Genomic DNA, 23,054 nt, shown 5'->3' on the forward strand with positions numbered 1-23,054 from the left:
TAACTCTTCTTCAAAGTACGGTATTTTGTTCTAAAATTAACCGTACTTTGCTGTCCCCAATTAACTAAATTTATTATATTTTTGTTAATTCGGTTTGTTCTATTGTTAATTTACGTGTATAAATTATCTGGTATGACGTCTTACCAATGCGTAAACGTCACATAATTAAATAAATATTAACCGATTGAACGCGTTCTATATTGTATTTTTACTATTTCGCTTCTATCGTTAGAAAGATACTAAAAACAACAATTTGATCACAAAACAACCCGTTACAGGGGGATGAACACAATGATAAAACGCTCGCTTTTTGTTAAAAACAAAATAGCACTGGGGCTTGCGGCAGCAACCCTTGGGCTTTCAAGCACTGCTTTGCACGCGGCAACTTTTGAGTTAGGGGATTTTGACGTCCGTTTTGACTCTAGTTTTTCTTATGGACAGAGCATTCGTGTTGAAGACCGCGACTTTCAGCATATAGGTAAAAGTAATAATCCGTCATTCGATTGGACCGGCTATCACTCAGCTTTAAATCCTATCTACTCGTCTGCGGATGTTTGGAACCAGCCAGGTGCATATTCAAATAACGGTGATGCTGGTAACTTAAACTTCGATAGTGGCGATTCGTTTTCAAAGCTATTAAAAGGCAACCACGAGTTATCAATTAGCAAAGATAACTATGGCTTCTTCACACGCTTCATGTATTTCTATGATTTTGCTTTGATGGATGGCGACTTCGCTTATAACAATCCAACTTCAGGGCAAAAAGTCGATCCATGTGATGATGACGATACTAAAGAACAAGTGTGTGCGGACCTGCGACTTTTAGATGCCTACGTTTGGGCTAACTTCGATTTAAATGAAGGGCGTAACCCGCTATCTATCCGTTTAGGTCAACAAGTCGTAAACTGGGGTGAAAGTACACTGATCTCTCATGGTATTAATGTCAACCCAGTTGATATTGATCGCCTTAAAGCACCTGGTGCTGAGCTTAAAGAAGCGTTTATCCCTGTGGGCATGCTTTGGGCATCGCTCGGTATTACCGATAACCTTACTTTGGAAGGGTTTTATCAGTACGAGTGGCACGAGACACGTCTTCCTGCTGCGGGTACTTACTTCTCAACCAATGATTTTGCATCAGAGAATGGTTACCAACAAAATATCCAACTTGGTTTTACCTCAAACCCTGACATTGATTTAGCATTTTTAACAGAAAGCTTAAATAGTTTAGATGACATTGTGCGCTCGCAAGGAGTCGATCCTACATCAGCGCAAGGCCAAGCGATGATGGCACAGCTGTACTTAGCTTACCCAACTAAAGTGGCGTTAAAAGGTAAGGGCAACGCAGGTAAGAGTGAGCCTGATGATGGTGGTCAATATGGTTTACGTTTAGGTATGTTTTTACCTGAGCTAAATGATACTGAAGTTGCGTTATATCACATCAACTATCATAGCCGTCGTCCGGTAATATCAGGTCAAGTTTCTAATTTTACAAGCGCAGCAATCGCGTCTGATATTGGTATGTTACTTAGCACTGAAATTACTGAAGACAATGTAACTGGCTTACAAGCGTTTACTAAGGGCCAATTAGAATACCCTGAAGATATTAAGCTTTACGGTTTAAGCTTTAATACTTCGTTAGGCGAAACCGCATTTGCGGGTGAGTTTGCCTTCCGTCAAGATGAGCCTTTGCAAATTGATGACGTAGAGTTACTTTATGCTGGTATGCCTGAGCAATTAGCTGTTGCAGGTATCCGCCCTGATTTTGCTGGTATCTCACAAATGAGCCCAGGTGATGCAACAAGCGTTGTCGGTCCTGGTGAATTAGCACAAGGCTTTATTTTACGTAATACTGCGCAATTGCAATTCACGGCGACTCATTTATTTGGTCCATCTTTAGGTGCTGATAGCTGGGCTGTGGTCGGTGAAATTGGTGGTGTACGAATTAATAATATGCCGGAATATGATGAGCTTCGTTTAAACGTGGCAGGTACAGGGCGTAGTGGCGTTATCCAAGGTCCATTGGCTGACGATTATTCTACATTGCACTTAGGTCTTTCTAATGGCCCAGAGACAAACCCTTTCCCAACTGCATCAGCGTGGGGCTACCGTTTAATCGCAAAGGGTGATTATTTCAATATCTTTAACGGTGTGAACTTTTCCCCTCGTTTTGTATTTTCACATGACGTGAATGGTATTACACCAGACCCAATGTTCTTATTTGTTGAAGACCGTAAATCACTCGGTGTAACTATGAACTTCAACTATCAAAATGCGTGGTCGTTCGACTTTAGCTACAACTCATTCTGGGGTGGTGGCGCGACGAATACATTCTCTGACCGCGATTATGTTTCTTTCAATATCAAATATTCAATTTAAGGGTAAATTATGATTATTAGAAAACCTACCCTCATTGCTGCAGCTTTTTGCAGTGTTTTCGCAAGCTCAAGTGTACTTGCAAAAATTACCGCTGATGAAGCAGCACGTTTAGGTAATGATTTAACACCAATCGGTGCAGAGAAAGCGGCGAATAAAGATGGTTCTATTCCAGCTTGGACAGGGGGAATTACAACACCTCCTGCTAGTTATAAAGCGGGAATGCACCACCCAGACCCATACGCTGAAGATAAAGTTTTATTTACCATTGATAAGTCAAACGTAGATAAATACAAAGAATACCTAAGCCCTGGTCAAATTGAACTATTCAAAACATACCCTGATACGTTCAAAATGAATATTTATCAAACTCGCCGTAGCGCTTCTTATCCTCAGTTTGTTTATGATGCAACTAAAAAATATGCAACGACAGCTGAGTTGGTTGAAGGTGGTAATGGTATTAAAAACACGGCGGTTGGTGTACCGTTTCCTATTCCTAAGGACGGCTTAGAGGCTATCTGGAATCATCTATTACGTTTTAGAGGTTTATCTATTGAACGTTTTGGTGGACAAGCTGCACCAACAGCATCAGGCTCATATAATTATGTTGGCTTTGATGAGCAACTATTAGTTGAGTATTCAGATCCAAAAGCGACACCTGAAAAACTTCAAGAATCAAACATTCTATTCAAGTTTAAGCAAAAAGTAACAGAACCTGCACGTCTTGCTGGTACTGCATTACTTGTCCATGAAACCATGGACCAAATTTTAACACCTCGTCAAGCGTGGACTTATAACTCTGGTCAGCGTCGTGTTCGTCGTGCGCCAAATGTGGCATATGATGCACCAGGTACTGCAGCAGATAGTTTACGTACTACCGATGACTTCGATATGTTTAATGGTTCACCAAACCGTTATAACTGGACGTTAAAAGGTAAGCAGGAGCTTTATATTCCATATAACAGCTACAAACTGCACAGCGATAAGCTTGAATACGATGATATCTTGCAAGCAGGTCATATCAACCCTGAATACGTTCGTTATGAGAAGCACCGTGTTTGGGTTGTTGAAGCTAACTTAAAAGAGGGCACTCGTCACATTTATAAAAAACGTGTGTTCTATATTGATGAAGACAGCTGGCAAGTTCACGTAGCAGATATATATGATAATCGTGACCAAATGTATCGTGTGGCGATGGCCCATGGCCTAAACTACTATGAAGTACCAACTCACTGGAGTACCTTAGAAGTTTACCATGATCTTAATTCACGTCGTTATTTGGCAATTGGTTTAGATAACCAAGAGAAGATGTATGACTTCTCACAATCATTTAACGATAACGAGTTTACGTCAAGCGCACTTCGCCGCGAAGGCCGTTAATCCAAATAGGCACCTGTTTTATCAGGTGCCTTTGCAATTCATATTAGTCAATTAGGCACAATTGGTTTAACACGTGACTTATGGCTTACTCATTTATCTTTTCGAAGGCGATTTACCCTTATGAAGTATTTGCTTTATGCTTGTCTTGCTTATAGTGCTTCATGTTTTTCTCAGGACATGCCCCAACTAGAACATGCTATTAGTGCTGTTAATGCAGACAAAACACTCCTCACAGATATTGAATTAATTGATGATCAATTAGTGGCTGTTGGAAAACACGGCGTCGTAATCACCAGTAGCGATGCACAATCATGGCAGCAAGCCAGTGTTCCAACGCAAGTTTTACTCACCGCAGTCGATTTCTATAATAAGAACCTAGGGTGGGCATGTGGTCATGATGCCACTATTATTAATACTACGGATGCGGGCAAAACATGGCAGCTTCAGCAAGCACTTCCAGATATGGATAAGCCTTGCTTAGATATACTTTTCACCTCAGAAAAGCATGGCTATGCTGTGGGTGCATACGGCATGTTTTTTGAAACGCAGGATGGTGGCCAGAAATGGCAAAAACGATTTTTAGATAGCTTACTTTTTGAAGAAGACCGTGCATACCTTAATGAACTAAAAAAGAGTGACCCAGAAGGGTATGAGTATGAGACAGCTTCGATTCTTCCACATTTTAACCGTATTGTGAAAACCAATGACCGTTTAATATTGGTTGGTGAAATGGGGTTGATGGCTGAAAGTTTTGATAACGGTGGCACGTGGCAACGTCTAGAAGAAATATATATGGGGTCTTTCTTTACGTTTGCGTCAACTGCAGAACAATCTCAAGGAGAAGACTTAGTTGCAGGTTTAAGAGGGAATATTTTTACTCGTCAAGCAGGCAGTGAACAATGGCAACAAATCCACACAGACAATTTCGCAACAGTAAACAGTGCAATTAACTACAATAACGAATGGCTGCTGTTTGCCAATAGCGGTGTCATTTTTCATATTAAAAATGATGAACTAACTGAAGAACAAATGGATGATGGCAAGTCTTTACTTGATGGTGTTGTATTTAAAAATAAACTCATTATGGCTTCAGAAGATGGTATTAAAGTGAAGGAGTTGAATCCGTAATGCGTGGTTTTTTAGATTTTTTAGAAAAGGCGGTATTCCGTCACCGTTTATTTGCGATTATCTCTTTTGCATTAATTACTTGTTTTTTACTTTTTAAAGCAACGCAGATTCAATTAGATGCGTCATTTAATAAAAATATTCCACTTAATCATGACTACATGAAGGTCTACACCAAGCATGAAAAACAGTTTGGTGGAGCTAACAGCATTTTGATTTCTGTCTGTGATGCAGATGGTGATATTTTTAATGAAGAATTTTTCACCCAGCTTAAAGCTGTTCATGACCAGCTTTACTTTATTCCTGGTGTAAATCGTCCGTTAGTAAATTCAATTTTTGCCCCCAGTGCCCGTTTCGTCGAAGTCGTTGAAGATGGTTTTGCCGGGGGGCCAATCATACCGGCAAACTTTACCGCGGATAAACGTGGACTTGCCGTTGTAAAAGAGAACATTGAAAAAGCCAAAGTCGTTGGCCGTATGATTGCCAGCGACTATTCATGCGCCATGGTAACAGCTCAGTTATTGGAAACTGATCCACAAACACAAGAAAAGCTCGATACTTTAGCGTTTGCAGAAAAGCTAGAAACTCAAGTACGTGAACCACTGAGCACGGATAAAGTCAGTATCCATATTATTGGTTTTGCGAAAATGGCGGGAGATGTCGCAGAGGGTGCCAAAGGCGTACTGTTATTCTTCGCAATTGCAATAGCCTTTACGTTTGTAATGGTTTGGCTATTCTGCCATAGCTTAAAACTCACTATTTTACCGATCGCTTGCTCTATTATTGCGGTGGTTTGGCAGCTTGGCTTACTGTCATCGCTTGGTTTTGGTTTAGATCCTATGTCTATTCTGGTGCCATTTTTAGTATTTGCAATTGGTGTGAGCCATGGTGTGCAAATGATTAACGATATTGGCAAGAAAGTATGCGGTGGCAGCAGCACGCGAGTTTGTTGCCAAGCAAGTTTTAGGGCTTTATTAATTCCAGGTGGTATTGCACTGTTATCAGATACAGTTGGTTTCTTAACGTTACTCACTATTGATATCGGTATTATTCGTGAACTTGCGATCACGGCGAGCTTAGGGGTGGCGGTGATTATTTTCACGAACTTAATTTTGCTTCCTGTCTGGGCATCATACATGCAGTTTGAAGGCTCAGTGCGTATCCAATCTGGTACACACTCAGATAAGCCAAATGTTCTTGATAATTTACGCGAGATACTGGTTAAAGCAACAGACCCTAAAACGGCACGGCTAATTATCGGACTTACAGTGATACTGTTTGCTTTTGGTTACTGGCAAGCAGATAAAATGCGTATTGGCGACTTACACGCTGGTGCGCCATCGCTTCATCAAGATGCACGATATAACCAAGATACTTTCTTGATTTCAGATAAATACACCATTTCATCCGATATTTTAAAAGTCATTGTTGAAGCATATCCTGCTGCGTGTACAGAACATGATGTGATGGAACGTATCAGCCGTTTCCAATGGCAAATGGAAAATGTGCCAGGTGTGCAATCAGCAGTTAGTTTAAGTTCAGTCGCGCAGTCAGTGAATGCTGGCTTTAATGAAGGTAATTTAAAGTGGCAAAGCTTACCGCGTAATACAGCAAGCTTAGTACAATCTACAGCAAGAGTTGAAACAAGCTCAGGCTTACTTGATGGTAACTGCTCTGTTATGCCTGTGATTTTCTTCTTAGAAGATCACAAAGCCGAAACTATTGATCATGTGGTTGCTAAAGTAAAAGAGTTTGCGGCTAAAGAGGAAACCGATAAATTGAAGTTCAAGCTTGCTTCAGGCCCTGTGGGTGTGATGGCAGCTACCAATGAATCAGTTTCAGCGGCACAGCTTCCCATGATGCTTTACGTTTACGGTGCCGTCATCTTGCTATGCTTAATTAGCTTTAGAAGTGTGAAAGCCACTGTTGCTGTGGTACTACCTTTGTATATCGTATCGACCCTAGCACAAGCGTTGATGGTACAGCTTGAAATTGGTTTAACAGTGTCAACATTGCCAGTTATTGCTTTAGGTGTAGGTATTGGTGTTGACTACGGCATTTATATTCTTTCATCAATGATGGGGCAGCTAAAACAAGGTGTTGCACTTGAGGTTGCTTATCGTAATGCGTTAGTAGAGCGAGGCAGTGCGGTGTTATTCACAGGTATCACCTTAGCCATTGGTGTGAGTACATGGATTTTCTCTGATTTGAAGTTCCAAGTTGATATGGGGATCCTACTGACCTTTATGTTCTTAGTGAATATGTTGGGTGCCGTATTACTTTTACCTGCAATAGGTAGTTTCCTCTGGACTGACCAGAAAAAATAATGTGAATAATTGTGCTCCAATATGGCCAGTAATGGCCATTTATATCTATATTTTGTGAATAGATGACCAAATAGCTGAAAAGCTTAAAATGATTTCATCGAAAAGGCTGTTTATTAGCTGTAAAAGAGTTAGAATTTACCTGACTCCACGCTAATAAATGGCTGTACAAATATTCTACTAATCAATAAGTAGTATAGATTAAGGAACATACAATGACACGAAATGAAGGGCAAGCCTCGGTTATCTTAGATAATGTCTGTAAGCTGATCCAGAAAAAAGTTCACGCTGATAATGTGTTACTCGTTGAGAAATTCGCCAAAGCCTTGTACAGCAATATGTCTAAAGAGGATTTGGCACATCGCAACGATAGTGACTTATATGGCGCTGCACTAAGCCTATGGAACTCGCTAGAAAAAAATAATTCTGATGACGCGGTTGTCCGTGTCTTCAATCCTGAAGTTGCAAAAGATGGCTGGCAGTCATCGCACACAATTGTCGAAATTATCGCTAAAGATATGCCTTTCTTAGTTGATTCTGTGCGTATGGCGATGACTCGCGAAAATATCGCTTCTCACCTGCTACTTCACTCTCCGCTTAAAATTCAACGTGATAAGAATGAAAAAATCACGGGTATTTCTAGTTTAAAAGCTGAGCAAGAATCAACCTCGACTAAAACGGTTTTCTTCATTGAAATAGACCGCCAAACTGATGCTAAAGTAATCGAGTCTTTCAAAAAAGAGCTTGAGTCTGTCCTCGTTGATGTATCTATTGCTGTTGAAGATTGGCAGCCAATTCGCGAAAAGCTAGTTGCTGTAACTAAGGACTTACCAAACCGTCACCATAATAATAACAAAGACGAAGTTGCTGAAACGGTTGAGTTTCTAGACTGGTTAGCAAAAGATAACTTTACACTAATGGGCTACCGTGAATATGAGCTTTCTCCTGTTCAAGGTGACTATCAGTTAAAAGGTAAAAAAGGCACAAGCCTTGGCCTAATGAAAAACACTGATGAAGAGCACAGTCGCCTTTTATCTGAATTACCTGAAGTTGCTCGCCAAGAAGCACGCAGCAGTAATTTACTTATTTTGACTAAAACAAACTCTGTTTCTCGTGTTCATCGTCCAGCATACATTGATTATGTAGGTATAAAACGTTTTGATGATCAAGGCAATGTGATTGGTGAAGACCGTTTCCTTGGTTTATTCTCATCTAGCTTTTATAACAACAGCGCAACCGATGTGCCTGTTCTGAAAAGCAAAATCAATCGCATCATGGAAATGTGTGACTTTGCAAAAGGCACCCATGCCTACAAAGCGGTATTAAATATTTTAGAGACCTACCCACGTGATGAACTTGTTCAAGCACGTGAAACAGAGCTACTCGAAGTAGCTATGGGTGTTTTACAAGTACAAGAACGCGATATGTGTCGTATTTTTGTTCGTAAAGATGCCTATGGTCGTTTCTTCTCATGTATGGTGTATGTGCCACGTGAGCGTTATAACACCGCACTACGTCGTGAAACACAACGTATTTTAGCAAACGCATTTAATTCTGACGATAAAGTCGAATTTACTACTTTCTTCTCTGAGTCAACATTAGCCCGTACACATTACACGGTGCGTGTGACTGACAATAATATTGAATATAACGTGAAAGACATCGAAAACAACCTAATTGAAGCTGCCCGTACTTGGGAAGATAGACTACAATCTGCGTTACTTGAAAGTGCAGGTGAAGCCCGCGGTAAAGAGCTTAACCGTAAATATGCACAAGCTTTTGCCAGCTCGTATAAAGATCAAGTTCTGCCAAGCGCTGCGGTTGTTGATATTGAAAAGCTTGAACTTCTTAACGACGAAAACAAATTAGAAATGTTGTTCTACCGTCCACAAGAAGAAGCGAATACAAATGTTGTTCGTTTAAGCTTATTCCATAAAGATGAGCCAATCCACTTATCTGACGTTATGCCAATGCTTGAAAACTTTGGTTTACGTGTAGTGGGTGAAACGCCTTACTCAGTTAAAACGACAGATGGTAATGTTAATTGGATCATGGATTTCACCATGCTAATTGACAACAAAGGTATTGCTGACTTTGATAAAGTGTCTGCGCGTTTCCGTGCTGCACTAACAAATGTGTGGAATAACCGCTTAGAGAACGATGGTTTTAATCGTTTAGTATTAATGGGCGGTTTAACAGGTCGTGAAGCATCTATTCTGCGCGCTTATGCTAAATACATGCGTCAAATTGGTGTGACTTTCTCGCAAACTTATATTGAAAGCACATTTGCAAATTATCCACATATCGCATCGCAAATCGTAAACTTATTCACTAAAAAGTTCTCAGTTAAGAACCCAGGAAGTGAAAAGGCGCTTGAGAAGCTTGTAAGCCAAGTTTACCTAGAGCTTGAAAACGTAGCGAACCTTGATGATGACCGCATCATCCGTTTATACGTTGATATGATCAATGCAACTTTAAGAACGAACTTCTTCCAAAAAGAAGCTGATGGCCAATTTAAGTCATATGTATCGTTCAAAGTTCAGCCTTCAATGATCCCAGAAATGCCATTACCACTTCCTGCGTTCGAGATTTTCGTATACTCGCCGCGCGTTGAGGGTGTGCATTTACGTGGTGGTAAAGTCGCACGTGGTGGCTTACGTTGGTCTGACCGTCGTGAAGACTTCCGTACTGAGGTACTGGGCCTTGTTAAAGCACAACAAGTTAAAAATACCGTTATTGTACCAGTGGGTTCAAAAGGTGGTTTCGTATGTAAACAACTACCGACTGACCGTGAAGCGTTCTTCAAAGAAGGCCAAGAGTGTTACAAAATTTTCATCCGTGGTTTATTAGATATCACAGATAACATCGAACGCGGTGAGATTGTTCCACCAGTTGATGTTGTTCGTCACGATGAAGATGACCCATATTTAGTTGTTGCTGCCGATAAAGGGACTGCAACCTTCTCTGATATCGCAAACGGTATCGCAAATGAGTATAACTTCTGGCTAGGTGATGCATTCGCATCAGGTGGTTCAGTAGGTTATGACCATAAGAAAATGGGGATCACAGCTAAAGGTGCGTGGGAATCTGTTAAACGTCACTTCCGTGAGATGGATATTGACTGTCAAACTACTGACTTCACAGTTGTTGCTATCGGTGACATGGCGGGTGACGTATTTGGTAACGGCATGTTGCTTTCTAAGCATATTCGCTTACAAGTGGCATTCAACCACATGCACATCTTCGTTGATCCGAATCCAGATGCAGCAACATCTTACCCTGAGCGTGAGCGTTTATTTAACTTACCGCGTTCTTCATGGGAAGATTACAATAAAGAGCTAATTTCGCAAGGTGGTGGCGTATTCTCTCGTGCGGCTAAATCAATTAGCTTAAGCCCAGAAATGAAGAAAATGCTTGGCACTAAAAAAGCGAGCATGACACCTAACGAGTTAATCAAAGCAGCGTTAATGATGGAGTTTGATTTACTGTGGAATGGTGGTATCGGTACTTACATCAAGAACTCTAAAGAAACGGATGCAGATGTGGGTGACCGCGCAAATGATGCATTACGTATCAATGGCGCAGAGCTTGGTGCGAAGATCTTAGGTGAGGGTGGTAACTTAGGTGCAACTCAATTAGGTCGTATTGAGTTTGCTGCCAAAGGTGGTCGCGTAAATACGGACTTCATCGATAACGTAGGTGGTGTTGCGTGTTCAGATAACGAAGTAAATATTAAGATCTTACTAAACGGCTTAGTGGCTGAAGGTGACTTAACACGTAAACAACGTGATGAGCTGCTTTATTCGATGACTGATGAAGTATCGCAATTGGTATTGAAAGATTGTTACCGTCAAACACATACTTTGTCGATTACACAATCTAAAGGCGCATCAACGCTTAAAGAGAAAGTACGCTTTATTCACGCTCTTGAAAAAGAGGGTAAACTAAACCGTGCAATCGAGTTTATTCCAACAGATGAAGAGCTTGCAGAGCGCGCAGCGGCGGGTAAAGATTTAACTCGACCAGAGTTATCTGTACTTGTTTCTTATGCGAAGATGGTTCTTAAAGAGTCGCTTGTTGTTGATGAAATTACTGAAAACCCATATTACCGTCAGCTGTTGGTTAACTCATTCCCAGTACCACTTCGTGAGAAGTTCAACGATGCGATGGATAACCACCCACTTCGTAAAGAAATTATCGCAACGAAACTTGCTAATAATATCGTTAATGATATGGGCCTTAACTTCATGGTTCGTATGCACGAAGAAACAGGTGCAAACGAAGCTGAAATCGCACTTTGTTACTCAATTGCGAAAGAAGTGTTCCAAATGCCAGAAACGTGGTCATCAATTGTTGCGTTAGATAATAAGATCCCTGCAGCTGTACAAACAGAAATGCTTTATCAGCTTCGCCGTACGGTTCGTCGTGCAACACGTTGGTTCTTACGTCATCGCAACAAAGCACAAACCATTGAGCAAGCAATTGAATTCTTTGCACCAACATTTGCTGATTTAAGTGATAACTTAAACAACTACATGGTTGATAAAGAAAGTGAGCGCCTAGTTAAAGCTGCTGATAAATTAATTGAAAGCGGTGTTCCAAAAGCGCTTGCAACTCGTGTTGTGTCACTTTCTAGCTTATTCTCTGTTATGGATTTAGCAGAAATTGCCAATAACTCAAATCGCGATATTGATATGGTATCTAATACCTACTTCAAGCTTGGTGCACGTATGGGCTTACATTGGTTCTTGGACCAAATTACTAATCAACCGGTTGCGAACCATTGGCAAGCACTTGCCCGTGCGTCATACCGTGAAGAGCTTGATTGGCAACAACGTACATTATCAGCTGTAGTACTTAATAGCTTTGCAGCAGACAGCAAAGATATTGATGCACAAATCGATGAGTGGATGGACAACCAAGATCTACTATTACAACGTTGGAAACAAATGTTATCTGAGTTTAAAACATCGCAAAGTCACGATTTTGCGAAGTTCTCAGTAGCACTTCGTGAACTAATGTTGTTAAGCCACAACTGTGACACTTCCAAATAAATGAAAAGTCGTTAAAATACATACCCCAGCTCGCTGGGGTATTTTTTTGCCCTTAATTTGCAATGGTCCGTTTTAAGCGGCTACCTTGTTTATTTTTACCTAAGGAACAACAAGCCATGTTTTATGATTTAGCTCGCCGTTTTATGTTTACCCGTGATGCGGAGTGGGCTCATGAATTTGCACTTAATAACTTACGCCGATTTGCTGATACGCCATTGAGTGCTGCGTGGTCACAAACTGTCCCTAATAAACCCGTTAACTTCTTAGGACTGGAGTTTAAAAATCCAGTAGGTTTAGCCGCGGGCTTAGATAAAAATGCAGAGTGTATTGATGCCTTTGCGCAAATGGGCTTTGGCTTTGTCGAAGTTGGTACTGTTACACCACGCCCGCAAGCAGGTAACGACAAGCCTCGTATTTTCCGCTTACCTGAATCAAATGCGATTATCAATCGTATGGGTTTTAACAATAAGGGTGTTGATAACCTAGTTAACAATGTTAAAGCGGCGAAATATGACGGTATTCTAGGTATTAATATTGGCAAAAATAAAGATACACCAAACGAGCAGGGTAAAGATGATTACATTCACTGTATGCGTAAAGTATTTGAGCATGCATCGTATATCACAGTAAATATTTCATCACCAAATACGCCAGGTCTTCGTGATTTACAATATGGTGAAGCGCTAGATGACTTATTGCAAAGTTTAAAAAATGAGCAGCTTGATTTAGTTGCTAAACATAACAAACAAGTGCCAATGCTGGTTAAGATCGCTCCAGATCTGGATAAAGTTCAAATTGCGCAAGTCAGTGAGTCTTTGATCAATAATAAGATCGACGGTGTTATTGCGACAAACACAACACTTGAGCGCGCTATGGTACAAGGTCAACAACACGCAAATGAAGCGGGCGGCCTTTCTGGTCAGCCAGTACGTGAGCGCTCAACCCACGTGGTTAGTGAGCTTAAGCGCTTAACCGAAGGCAAGCTACCTATCATCGGTGTGGGCGGTATCGATGATGCTGACTCTGCAAAAGAAAAGTTTGCAGCAGGAGCAGACCTTGTTCAAGTTTATACTGGCTTTATTTATAAAGGCCCAGAATTGGTAAAAACGATCCTTAACGGCTTATAAGGATCGGTTATCTAAGCGATTGATCATTAATAAAATGTTCTAAAAAATCATTTTATTAATGGTCTACTTTCGTTATAATAGCGTGCTAAGTAAAGAGGAATTTTTAGTTTAAGGAGGAGTCATGTTACAAGCATCAAAGCAATGGAAGTGGCTTGCTTGCTCTAAAAATAATCGCCTTTTGGTCGACCTTGACCAAGACATGCAACTCTGCACGCCCTATAAACTTCGTCAGCTTACCGATGCTGTTTTTGAAGAGCCTAATTTCAGCCTTGAAGATGCTGCATTTTATCAGCAAGTTTATCAGTATCTTGAAACCTTTTCGTTATGGAATCCTGCAGAGCTTTGCCAAATTTCACTCAACGCGACAGCTGTTAAGTTTCATTTAAAGCCTGTGCTAGCTAAAAGCTGGTTTTTCCATGAATATATGGGTAGCGAGCCAAGTGTTGAGGCTGTAGTAAAGTTGTGCTCACAAGCACAAGAAGGCGAGTTTCTGATTGTTGACCATTCATCAGATGCGTCTGTATGTATCAACTTAAGTGAGCACTTTCAGTTAGATGAAAACTTGTCATTGCAACAGTTTGAAGCTATTAAAGTTCTTAACAATCGTATCCATCCTGTTTATATCCAGCAAAAACACTTCAAAACAGCATAATATCCCTTTAATTGATGGCGTTTTTGTTCGCTAAGCTATGCTATAATCCTGCGCAATTAGCATTTAAGGGTTTTTACTTTGCAATTTATCGCACTTACTTCTATCGGAATTGAAAATTTACTTGTTGATGAACTTACCGAACTCGGTGCAGAAGTCTCTAAACAAACCGTGGGCTCTGTACGTTTTGAAGCAGATAGTTTATTAGCACAAAAGATCTGTTTATCGAGTCGTTTTGCGACGCGTATCATGATGCTGATAGAAGAAAAAGAAGGTGTTAAGGACAAAGAAAGCCTTTACAATTTTGCGCGCTTACAACCTTGGCAAGAATGGTTTGGTCCAAAGCAAACATTCGCAGTGGATTTTACAGGTACGAATCATGATCTGAAAAACACGCAGTTTTCTGGGCTGGTTGTTAAAGATGCTATCGTTGATTATTTTGCAGATCTTTATGAACAACGTCCAAATGTCGATAAATTTAATGCAAACGTTAGAGTGGTTGCACGGCTGAATCGTCATGGTGTTGCCCTTTATATTGATTATTCAGGCCCGCGTTTATCTGAGCGTGGCTATCGTCAAGATCAAGGTAAAGCACCAATCAAAGAACATTTGGCTGCTGCTCTAGTAAAACGAAGTGGTTGGCTTGAGAACGTACAACAACCATTATTTGACCCATGTTGTGGTTCAGGCACTATTTTGATTGAAGCGGCCAGCATGGCACGCAATGAAGCGCCAGGGCTATTCCGTGAGGGGTTTGCTTTTGAGCGATTACCCAGTTTCCGCTTACAAAAATACAAAGAATTAAAAGCTGAGTTAACGGCTCAAATTACTGATCCTAAATTGTGGCTTATTGGTCATGACATTGATGGCAGTGTAATCGCAAAGGCGCAAGAAAATGCTGAGCGTGCAGACCTTGGCTCTATTATTAAGTTTAAGCAAAGTGATGCGACCAAGCTAACATCCGTGGCTAAACTACCAGGCGTGGTGATTTCTAACCTACCTTATGGTGAACGTTTAGGCTCGATGGCAGAGTTAGTTAACTTACACCGAGGTTTAGGTGTGGGTTTCAAAAAGCACTTTAATCATTGGAAGCTAGCCTTGCTTGGGACTGACGAAAGCCTATTTAAATTGTTAAAGTTAGTAAAACTTAAACGTTATAAATTTAAAAATGGCCCGTTAGATGTTGTTCTAAATCTCTATCAACTTGACGATAAACAAGTCGAGTTAAGCAAAGAAGACAAGCCAGCGCTTAATTATGAAGGCTCAACAGCATTTGCAAACCGCTTAAAGAAAAATAAACAAAACTTAAAGAACTGGTTAAAGCAAAATGAAGTGAGCTGTTATCGTGTTTACGATGCAGATATTCCTGAATATAACGTAGCTGTTGATATTTACGATGATTCAGCAGTTATTTTTGAATATGCTGCTCCAAAAGAGATTGATGACAATACAGCACAAAAACGTCTGCAAGATGTAATCAGTCTAACCGCAGAGCAGTTAGAAGTCGCGCCTGAGAATATCGCTGTTAAAGTGCGTAAAAAACAAAAAGGCGAAGAGCAATATACCAAGGTATCAAAACAAAACCGTACGCAAGTGGTTGAAGAGTTTGGCGCTAAATTCAAAGTTAACCTATTTGATTATCTAGATACAGGATTGTTTTTAGACCACCGTTTGGCACGACGTTATATTCAGCAAAATGCACACGGTAAACGTTTTTTAAACTTGTTTGCGTATACTGGCAGTGCTTCGGTTCACGCAGCTATTGGCGGTGCAAAAGCGATTACTACAGTAGATATGTCTAAAACCTACTTAAAGTGGGCGCAAGAAAACTTTGACCTCAACGGTATTAGCAATACTCGTTATCGTTTTGAACAAGCCGATTGTTTAAAATGGCTAGAGCATGCGCAAGGCCAATACGATCTCATCTTTTTAGACCCTCCAACGTTTTCGAATTCAAAACGTATGAAAGATGCATTTGATGTACAGCGCGATCATATTAAGTTACTCACATGGGTTAAGAAAATTTTAAGTCCGAATGGCACGTTGATTTTTTCTAACAATAAACGAGGCTTTAACTTAGACGAAGTCGGGCTGATGGGCTTAGGTTTAAAAGCTGAAAATATTTCAGCAAAAACACTGTCGCCAGACTTTAAGCGTAATAAGCAAATTCATAATAGTTGGCTTATTACCCATGGCTAATTTTACCTTGTATCACACCGATGGTTGTCATTTATGTGAGCTGGCAGATGAGTTATTAAGTGCTGCAAATATACCGTTTGCAGCAAAAGATATTATGGATAATGAACAATTAATTGAGCTTTATCAAACAAGTATTCCGGTTGTTGAAAGCAGCCAAGGCAATAAATTATTTTGGCCTTTTGATACTGTCGCATTGGCGCAGTTTATTGCTGATAACAAAGAATAAGAGTAGTAATCACGATGGATTTAATCAGAATAGCCAAGGCACAACTTGCTTATGGTACACACCCACTGCTTGATGATGCTGATGCAGTCATTGAGTCGGGTGAACGTGTTTGTATTGTTGGTAGAAATGGCGCGGGTAAGTCGACCTTACTGAAAGTGCTCGATGGCCAAGTAACATTAGATGATGGTGAAATAAACCAATTAGGCGGTATCCGTATTTCGCGTTTAGAGCAAGATCCACCTAAAGGAGCCGAAGGGACGGTTTTTGATTATGTTGCTCAAGGCATGCCTGATATAGCGAACTTACTGATTGAATATCACCAAGTTAGCAATCAAATGCAGACAGATTATAACGATAAACTGCTGAATAAATTAGAGCGTTTATCTAATCAGCTAGAAACGGTTGATGGTTGGCGGTTTGATACGCGCATTCAACTGGTTTTATCTCGCTTAGAATTAAGCCCAGAAGCAAAGCTGGAATCGCTATCTGGCGGTTGGTTGCGTAAGGTCGCTCTAGCTAGAGCACTTGTCAGTGAGCCTGATTTACTCCTTCTTGATGAGCCGACTAACCACTTAGATATGAGTAGTGTTATTTGGCTTGAGCAATTCTTAAAAGAGTTTAAAGGCGGTATCGTTTTTATTTCTCATGACCGTGCTTTTATTCGTGCTGTTGCAACCCGTATTCTTGATTTAGATCGCGGTAAGCTCGTTTCATACCCTGGTAACTATGCCGCTTACCTTGAGCAAAAAGCGCATGATTTAAAAGTTGAAGAAACACAAAATGCGTTATTTGATAAACGTCTAGCAGAGGAAGAAGCGTGGATACGCCAAGGGATCAAAGCACGAAGAACCCGCAACGAGGGACGAGTCCGTGCTCTTAAAGCCTTACGTAAAGAGCGTAAACAGCGTGTTGATCAAGTTGGTAAAACAGATTTCAATATAGAAACGGCTGATCGTTCAGGAAAGCTGGTATTTGAGGCAAAACATATTGCCCATGCATTTAAGGATAAAGTGATTGCGAAAGATTTCTCGACACTTGTTATGCGTGGCGACCGTATTGGCCTTGTCGGTCCGAATGGTATTGGCAAAACCACTTTATTAAAAATCTTATTTGGTGATTTAGCACCTGATAGTGGCAGTGTGAAGCAAGGCGTAAACCTCGAGTTTGCGTATTTTGATCAGTACCGTCAAAAACTTGATGAAGAAGCAACCGTGCAAGATAATGTTGCTGAAGGCAAACAAGAGGTGATGATGGGCGGGCGCTCTCGTCATGTACTAGGTTACCTTCAGGACTTTCTATTTCCACCGGCAAGAGCGCGTACGCCTGTTAAAGCGCTTTCAGGTGGTGAGAAAAATCGTTTGTTGTTAGCAAAGTTATTTTTAAAACCGTCTAATATTCTGGTACTTGATGAACCAACCAATGATTTAGACATTGAAACCCTAGAATTACTTGAAGATATTATTAATCAATATCAGGGCACGGTATTAATTGTTAGCCATGACCGTGAGTTTATCGATAATACCTGTAGTTCTGTGTGGGCATTTGAAGGCCAAGGAAAAATTTCAGATATCGTAGGCGGCTATAGTGATTACGAGGCCTACGCTGCTTATTTAGCAGAACAAGAAAAGCAACTACAGCAGATAAAACAGGAAAAGCCTGAAACGAGTAGTCAGCAAGAAAAACCACAAAAGAAAAGTAATAAACTCTCTTACAAATTAAAACTTGAATTAGAAGAATTACCCAGTAAAGTGGAGCAACTAGAAAAAGCACTCGATGCTCAGCAAATTGTCGTTAATGACCCTGACTTTTTTAAGCAAGACGCTGCAATTACAACAGACGCATTGAACCAATTAGCCCAGTTAGAGTCTGAGCTTGAAGCCGCATTTGAGCGTTGGGAAGAACTCGAAGATTTAAAGAATCAGTAGTAAGGATTAAAATGAAATATAAATTACTCGCTGCCAGTATATTAGCGACTCTTAGCACCTCAGCAATGAGCGCAACTTATCAATTGACTGAGCTAGGTCGCTTAGATGGTGCAAAACACAACTATGTTACCGATGTCAGTGAAAACGGTCATATTATTGGTTTAGCGAATGGTATTTATCGACTACCTATTGATATCTCTTATATCGATTTTGAAGATAGCGCGATTAAAAATGCATACGATGCAACCAAAGCTAGCTATGAACTTATCGACAAAGAGATCACATTCACACTCGATGATATTGAAAATAACGATGCTGTAAATACCAATGCAGACGCACATGCGTTTATGATCTCTTTTGTAACAAATACTCAATCTGGTCGTTTAACTAATTCAGAGTATCAAAAGATATCAAGTGCGCTTACTACGGTATACACACCTGAAGGCTCTTCAGAGCAAGTTCTTTTTGATGTACAGTCACTTGATTATGACGGCTTGACTCGCTCAACGTCTAATTTATTAAACGCAGTCACCGATGATGGTGTAATGGTTGGTTGGGGCAGTGCGCCTTACGAAAAAACAGCCTTTACGCAAACGGATGAAGACGAAGAAGAAACGCATTTTTTACGTGAGTTTATCAGCCGTGGTATTGTAATAAGCCCTGACGGTGTAAAGGTGCCATTAGTACCCGAGTTTAATGAGTATGGTGGCACAAGTATCGCGACTGATATCGTGCAAAGCAATAATGGTTACGTTGTAGTTGGTAGCGTATCGACAGGCATACCTGTTGACCGCCAAGAAGACATTGACGATAACTGTGACGGTGAAGATGAACCAGTATCGGACTGTATTGAAAGTTTAGATAGAAACATATCAACAGGCTTATTTGATAAACGTGCAGTTAAATGGACACTTGATAATAGCTTGAACATTACTAACACTGAGGTTTTTGGCTTAGCAATTACACCTGAAGATGACGAAGATTTTGCCTTTAGAAGTAATGCCTTAGCTGTAAATGAAAATGGTCTGATTGCCGGCACATCCGATGTACGTTACGACGATAGACGTTATTCAATGCCTGTTTATTTTGAGAATGGCGAAGTAAAACAATTTATTAACCAAGATGATGACTGGGTTGGCGGTAAAGCGCTCGCAATTAATAATGATAGTATCATTGTTGGCTATGCCAATAAGCGTATAGAAAATAGAACTCGTACTAAGTTCTTTTATTTCGATAAGAATAGTAATAGCGTTGTTTTTCCGACAGACTTTTTCACAAGCTCTAGTTCTTTAGCAAACGACATTAACGACAACGGTGTGATTGTTGGTGAAGGTGAAACTGATATTTTCAATTCAACAAGTCGTCGTCGAGAAGGCTTTATGTACACAATTGGTGAAGACAAAATTGTTAACATAAATAGCTTACTACCTTGTTACGAAGCTGATGGCGAGACCCGTTTTAAGTATACTGTTGCTGAGGCGAAAGCAATTAACAACAACAATGAGATTTTTGGTGTTGCAACTAAAACGGTTGAGAAGACAGACTCATTTGGTAATGTTGTGTTAGACGTTGACGGTAATATTGAATATGAAAGTGTTGCTGTTGCCGTTAAATTAACACCTACCAGCGGTAGTGTTGAAGAATGCCCTGCGCAAGAGATTGAAGAATACGAGCGTCAATCATCAAGCTTCCCTTGGTACACTTTATTATTACTGCCACTTGCTGCAGCACGCCGCGTGTTCAGAAAATAATAATCTGATACCAACATGCGATAATATTTAAGCATGTTGGTATTAAATGAGTGACCATTAAAAACCCAGCTTTCGCTGGGTTTTTTGTCTATACATTCGTTGTCAATTTGGGTACTTTATTTATGGCGATGTAGCCAAGCTTTGCGCACCGAGCGTTTCCACAGCATATCGATTCCAAAATAACCAATAATAGCTGCAGCTGTGGCGCAGATGAGTGAACCTACAAGAAATGCCGGTCCAATTGTTGTCAGGCTGTCTAAAAACCATTGCCAGCTAGGTTCAAACTGAAAATGTTGTGGTGGTTGCGCAAGTGCAATAGTGCCAACGATATACGAGCAATAAAAAATAGGTGGCATAGTCAGCGGGTTTGTTATCCAAACCGTCGCAACCGAGATAGGTAAATTAACGCGTAAAGGGATAGCAAGTGCGGCAGCTAAAACCATTTGAAAAGGAACGGGGATGAAAGCAAAAAACAAACCGACTGCAAATGCTCCACGGGCTGAGCGTCGATTAAGATGCCACAAATTTGCATCATGCAACAAACGACCAAAAATTCTTAAATATTTATGATCTCTTACCTTGTTATGATCGGGTAAAAACCGTTGGATCGTTTTTTTAGCCATTTAAAGCAACCATTTACATCTATTTGGTTATGCAGTGGGTTTATATTCGGTTGTTTTATAACCGTTTATACTTTGCACACTGCGGCGTTTTATATACTCAGTTTTGCTATTGTTTTAGCTGGTGCCTATTTTAAGCCTTTTTCGTCAGTTTTGTTAGGATTTATTTGCGCTATTTTGGTTGTACTTCTTAACTACCACTATTTTTATAGTCTTCCTTACAAGGACTTGAAAAGAAATGAGGTCGTAGATGCAAAAATTGAAATCGTATCCATTCACTCAAGCCAATCTCCATTTTACGTAAAAGCGAAGATTATTGATTTATCAGAACAGGATAAAAACTTCAAAGCGACGCCTTTTGCTATGTTGAGTGTCATTAGTGACAATGAACTTAACGTAGGGGATGTGTTAACCAGCAAATTAAAGCTAAAGCCATTTAGGAGTGTAAAGAATTTTGATGTATTTGATGCAGAGCGCTTTGCACTGTCTGAACGTGTATTATATGAGGGCCGCTCTGTAGGTCAGAGCGTGCGAGTCTCAGCTCAGAAAAAATCTACTACCCGTGAGTCATACCGTGGTTTTATATTTTCTATCACAGACAATATGAAGATGCAGTGGCTGTATTATGCATTATTGACCGGTGACAGAAGTCAAATCAAAGACGCTGATAAAGTTCACTTAAAAGAACTTGGTTTAAGTCACTTACTGGCTATTTCCGGTTTACACATTGGTCTAATATTCGCGATTGGTTTTTATACCAGTAAGTTATTGTTTGGTCTATTTTCTGTAAAGCATAATCAACAAAATAACCTTAATAAGTTATTTGTAGTTATTGGGTTATTGCTTGCATTTTTTTATGTCTACCTTAGTGGTTTTATTGTATCTGCAACGCGAGCACTGTTGATGCTAGCTTGCTATTTAATAATTTATAGCTTTGCAAAGCAGCCTCTAAGGTGGCGAGCCATTCTGTATGCTTTAACTATTTTATTATTTTTTGATCCTTTTTCTTTATTAAATCCAGGACTCTACTTTAGTTTTATTGCAGTAATAATTATTTTTTTAACATTGAACTACCGCTCTTACCCAAAGTTCAAGCTAGCAAGGGGGGTGGTACAGTTAGTCATAATTCAATGTGGTTTGTTCTTAGGGTTGTTACCGATCACGCTTTATTATTTTGCTGGGATTAGCGTCATTGGTTTGGTCATAAACCTTATTGCGGTGCCGTTACTAGGCATAATATTAATGCCACTATTAGTAGCATACTGCTTTTTATCAATACTGGTTGATTTGGGCTTTTTATGGCAATTTTTTGATGCATTTTTGTATCAAGGCTACCAATATCTAACGTCAATACCTTCAGATTGGCGATGGCTAAACTTTTATTTACCCAGTTTTAATTTACTCCTATTGTTCTATGTCATTTTAGTAATACTCTTTTTCTCACCTTATAAGCGACTGGTTTTTCTTCCATTAACGTTAGCACTGATTGATTGGCATTTAACACCTAAAGGTGAATTTAAGTTAGATGTGTTTGATGTTGGTCATGGGCTTATGATTATGGTTAGTGCAAATCAAAAAGCACTTATCTACGATTTAGGGCCACGCTACTTTGGACGGTTTGATTACATAAACTCAGTACTGCGTCCTTATATTTTACGTCATAATATTGAGGTTATAGCAACGGTTGTTAGCCATCAAGATAATGATCATGCAGGAGGTCTTGAAAGTTGGCAAGCTGCTGGTTTTGGTAAAACGCTTAGTACATTTCATCCAAATGGCCTTGATCAGGCCTGTGAAAATGTGTTTTTTCAGATTGAAAATCTAAGCGTTAGAACTATCAATCATTCCACGTTATCGACCAACAAAAATGATCAGTCCTGCATAGTTATGGTGGAGAGTAAAAATCATCAAGTATTATTAACTGGCGATATTTCTAAATTGGTAGAGCAAGCATTAGTTGATAGTAATGCACGTATACAAAGCACTGTTTTGGTAAGTCCACATCATGGTAGTAATACGTCTTCAAGTTCTGAGTTTATAGAGCGAGTCGCACCTGATATTGTGATTCACTCTGCTGCTTATCAAGGGCAGTGGAATTTTCCTCATCCAGAGGTTGTAAAGCGTTATCAGCAGCACCATATACCTCAATTTACAACGGCCAACCTAGGTCATATACGAATCACCTTTTATCAAAATGATTACCAGCTAGAATTTGCTCGTAAGTCACAAAGTTATTGGTTCGAAGAAGATTGACGTTTTGTTTTTACCCCCATAAGGCTACAATAGTCGAAGTCTATGAAT

The 23,054-nt window shown here is 40.1% G+C and carries 13 protein-coding genes; 12 read left to right on the top strand and 1 reads right to left on the bottom strand.

Annotation, left to right across the window (positions count from 1 at the left end):
• Positions 1-291: 291 nt before the first annotated feature.
• The 11 genes from LY624_RS07865 to LY624_RS07915 all read left to right on the top strand — a co-directional run bounded on the left by LY624_RS07865 (position 292) and on the right by LY624_RS07915 (position 20,133).
• The gene (locus LY624_RS07865; RefSeq protein WP_341804256.1) at positions 292-2,376 is read left to right on the top strand and encodes a DUF1302 domain-containing protein; all 2,085 of its coding nucleotides are present in this window, start codon (positions 292-294) and stop codon (positions 2,374-2,376) included.
• A 12-nt stretch (positions 2,377-2,388) separates the two neighbouring features.
• A complete protein-coding gene (locus LY624_RS07870; protein ID WP_193988957.1) occupies positions 2,389-3,753 on the top strand; it encodes a DUF1329 domain-containing protein in 1,365 nt (454 codons plus the stop codon).
• A 120-nt stretch (positions 3,754-3,873) separates the two neighbouring features.
• Positions 3,874-4,881, top strand: coding sequence for a WD40/YVTN/BNR-like repeat-containing protein (locus LY624_RS07875; RefSeq protein ID WP_341804257.1), 1,008 nt, complete (start codon positions 3,874-3,876; stop codon positions 4,879-4,881).
• Complete coding sequence (locus LY624_RS07880) at positions 4,881-7,205, top strand: efflux RND transporter permease subunit (RefSeq protein ID WP_130149785.1); 2,325 nt, start codon at positions 4,881-4,883, stop codon at positions 7,203-7,205. The genes LY624_RS07875 and LY624_RS07880 overlap by 1 nt, the downstream gene beginning before the upstream one ends.
• A gap of 212 nt (positions 7,206-7,417) precedes the next feature.
• Positions 7,418-12,256, top strand: coding sequence for an NAD-glutamate dehydrogenase (locus LY624_RS07885; RefSeq protein ID WP_341804258.1), 4,839 nt, complete (start codon positions 7,418-7,420; stop codon positions 12,254-12,256).
• A gap of 116 nt (positions 12,257-12,372) precedes the next feature.
• Positions 12,373-13,383, top strand: coding sequence for a quinone-dependent dihydroorotate dehydrogenase (gene pyrD / locus LY624_RS07890; protein ID WP_341804260.1), 1,011 nt, complete (start codon positions 12,373-12,375; stop codon positions 13,381-13,383).
• Positions 13,384-13,504: 121 nt separating this feature from the next.
• Positions 13,505-14,035 (top strand): cell division protein ZapC domain-containing protein, encoded by a 531-nt coding sequence (locus LY624_RS07895; RefSeq protein WP_341804261.1) that lies wholly within the window; start codon positions 13,505-13,507, stop codon positions 14,033-14,035.
• A 78-nt stretch (positions 14,036-14,113) separates the two neighbouring features.
• The gene (rlmKL, locus tag LY624_RS07900; protein WP_341804262.1) at positions 14,114-16,231 is read left to right on the top strand and encodes a bifunctional 23S rRNA (guanine(2069)-N(7))-methyltransferase RlmK/23S rRNA (guanine(2445)-N(2))-methyltransferase RlmL; all 2,118 of its coding nucleotides are present in this window, start codon (positions 14,114-14,116) and stop codon (positions 16,229-16,231) included.
• Positions 16,224-16,457, top strand: coding sequence for a glutaredoxin family protein (locus tag LY624_RS07905; RefSeq protein ID WP_341804263.1), 234 nt, complete (start codon positions 16,224-16,226; stop codon positions 16,455-16,457). Before rlmKL ends, LY624_RS07905 begins: the two co-directional genes overlap by 8 nt.
• A gap of 14 nt (positions 16,458-16,471) precedes the next feature.
• Positions 16,472-18,382: an ATP-binding cassette ATPase Uup gene (gene uup, locus LY624_RS07910; protein ID WP_341804264.1), complete on the top strand. Its 1,911-nt coding sequence runs from the start codon at positions 16,472-16,474 to the stop codon at positions 18,380-18,382.
• A gap of 11 nt (positions 18,383-18,393) precedes the next feature.
• A complete protein-coding gene (locus LY624_RS07915) occupies positions 18,394-20,133 on the top strand; it encodes a DUF3466 family protein (protein ID WP_341804265.1) in 1,740 nt (579 codons plus the stop codon).
• Positions 20,134-20,249: 116 nt separating this feature from the next.
• Here LY624_RS07915 and LY624_RS07920 read toward each other — a convergent pair whose 3' ends face one another.
• On the bottom strand, positions 20,250-20,756 hold the full coding sequence (locus tag LY624_RS07920; protein WP_062568995.1) for a DUF2062 domain-containing protein: 507 nt from the start codon (positions 20,754-20,756) through the stop codon (positions 20,250-20,252).
• 225 nt (positions 20,757-20,981) lie between these two features.
• Between LY624_RS07920 and LY624_RS07925 the strand changes: the two genes are divergently transcribed.
• Positions 20,982-23,006 carry a DNA internalization-related competence protein ComEC/Rec2 gene (locus tag LY624_RS07925; protein ID WP_341804266.1) on the top strand — a complete coding sequence of 675 codons (2,025 nt, stop codon included), beginning with the start codon at positions 20,982-20,984 and terminating at the stop codon, positions 23,004-23,006.
• The last annotated feature ends 48 nt before the right edge of the window (positions 23,007-23,054 follow it).

This window comes from Pseudoalteromonas sp. N1230-9, from assembly GCF_032716425.1.
GTDB lineage: Bacteria > Pseudomonadota > Gammaproteobacteria > Enterobacterales > Alteromonadaceae > Pseudoalteromonas.

What these genes read in the sequence shown, in the direction of transcription:
- LY624_RS07865 (WP_341804256.1), top strand. Translation starts at nt 292, where the DNA reads ATGATAAAACGCTCGCTTTTTGTTAAAAACAAAATAGCACTGGGGCTT.
- LY624_RS07875 (WP_341804257.1), top strand. Translation starts at nt 3,874, where the DNA reads ATGAAGTATTTGCTTTATGCTTGTCTTGCTTATAGTGCTTCATGTTTT.
- LY624_RS07880 (WP_130149785.1), top strand. Translation starts at nt 4,881, where the DNA reads ATGCGTGGTTTTTTAGATTTTTTAGAAAAGGCGGTATTCCGTCACCGT.
- LY624_RS07885 (WP_341804258.1), top strand. Translation starts at nt 7,418, where the DNA reads ATGACACGAAATGAAGGGCAAGCCTCGGTTATCTTAGATAATGTCTGT.
- pyrD (WP_341804260.1), top strand. Translation starts at nt 12,373, where the DNA reads ATGTTTTATGATTTAGCTCGCCGTTTTATGTTTACCCGTGATGCGGAG.
- LY624_RS07895 (WP_341804261.1), top strand. Translation starts at nt 13,505, where the DNA reads ATGTTACAAGCATCAAAGCAATGGAAGTGGCTTGCTTGCTCTAAAAAT.
- LY624_RS07905 (WP_341804263.1), top strand. Translation starts at nt 16,224, where the DNA reads ATGGCTAATTTTACCTTGTATCACACCGATGGTTGTCATTTATGTGAG.
- uup (WP_341804264.1), top strand. Translation starts at nt 16,472, where the DNA reads ATGGATTTAATCAGAATAGCCAAGGCACAACTTGCTTATGGTACACAC.
- LY624_RS07915 (WP_341804265.1), top strand. Translation starts at nt 18,394, where the DNA reads ATGAAATATAAATTACTCGCTGCCAGTATATTAGCGACTCTTAGCACC.
- LY624_RS07920 (WP_062568995.1), bottom strand. Translation starts at nt 20,756, where the DNA reads ATGGCTAAAAAAACGATCCAACGGTTTTTACCCGATCATAACAAGGTA.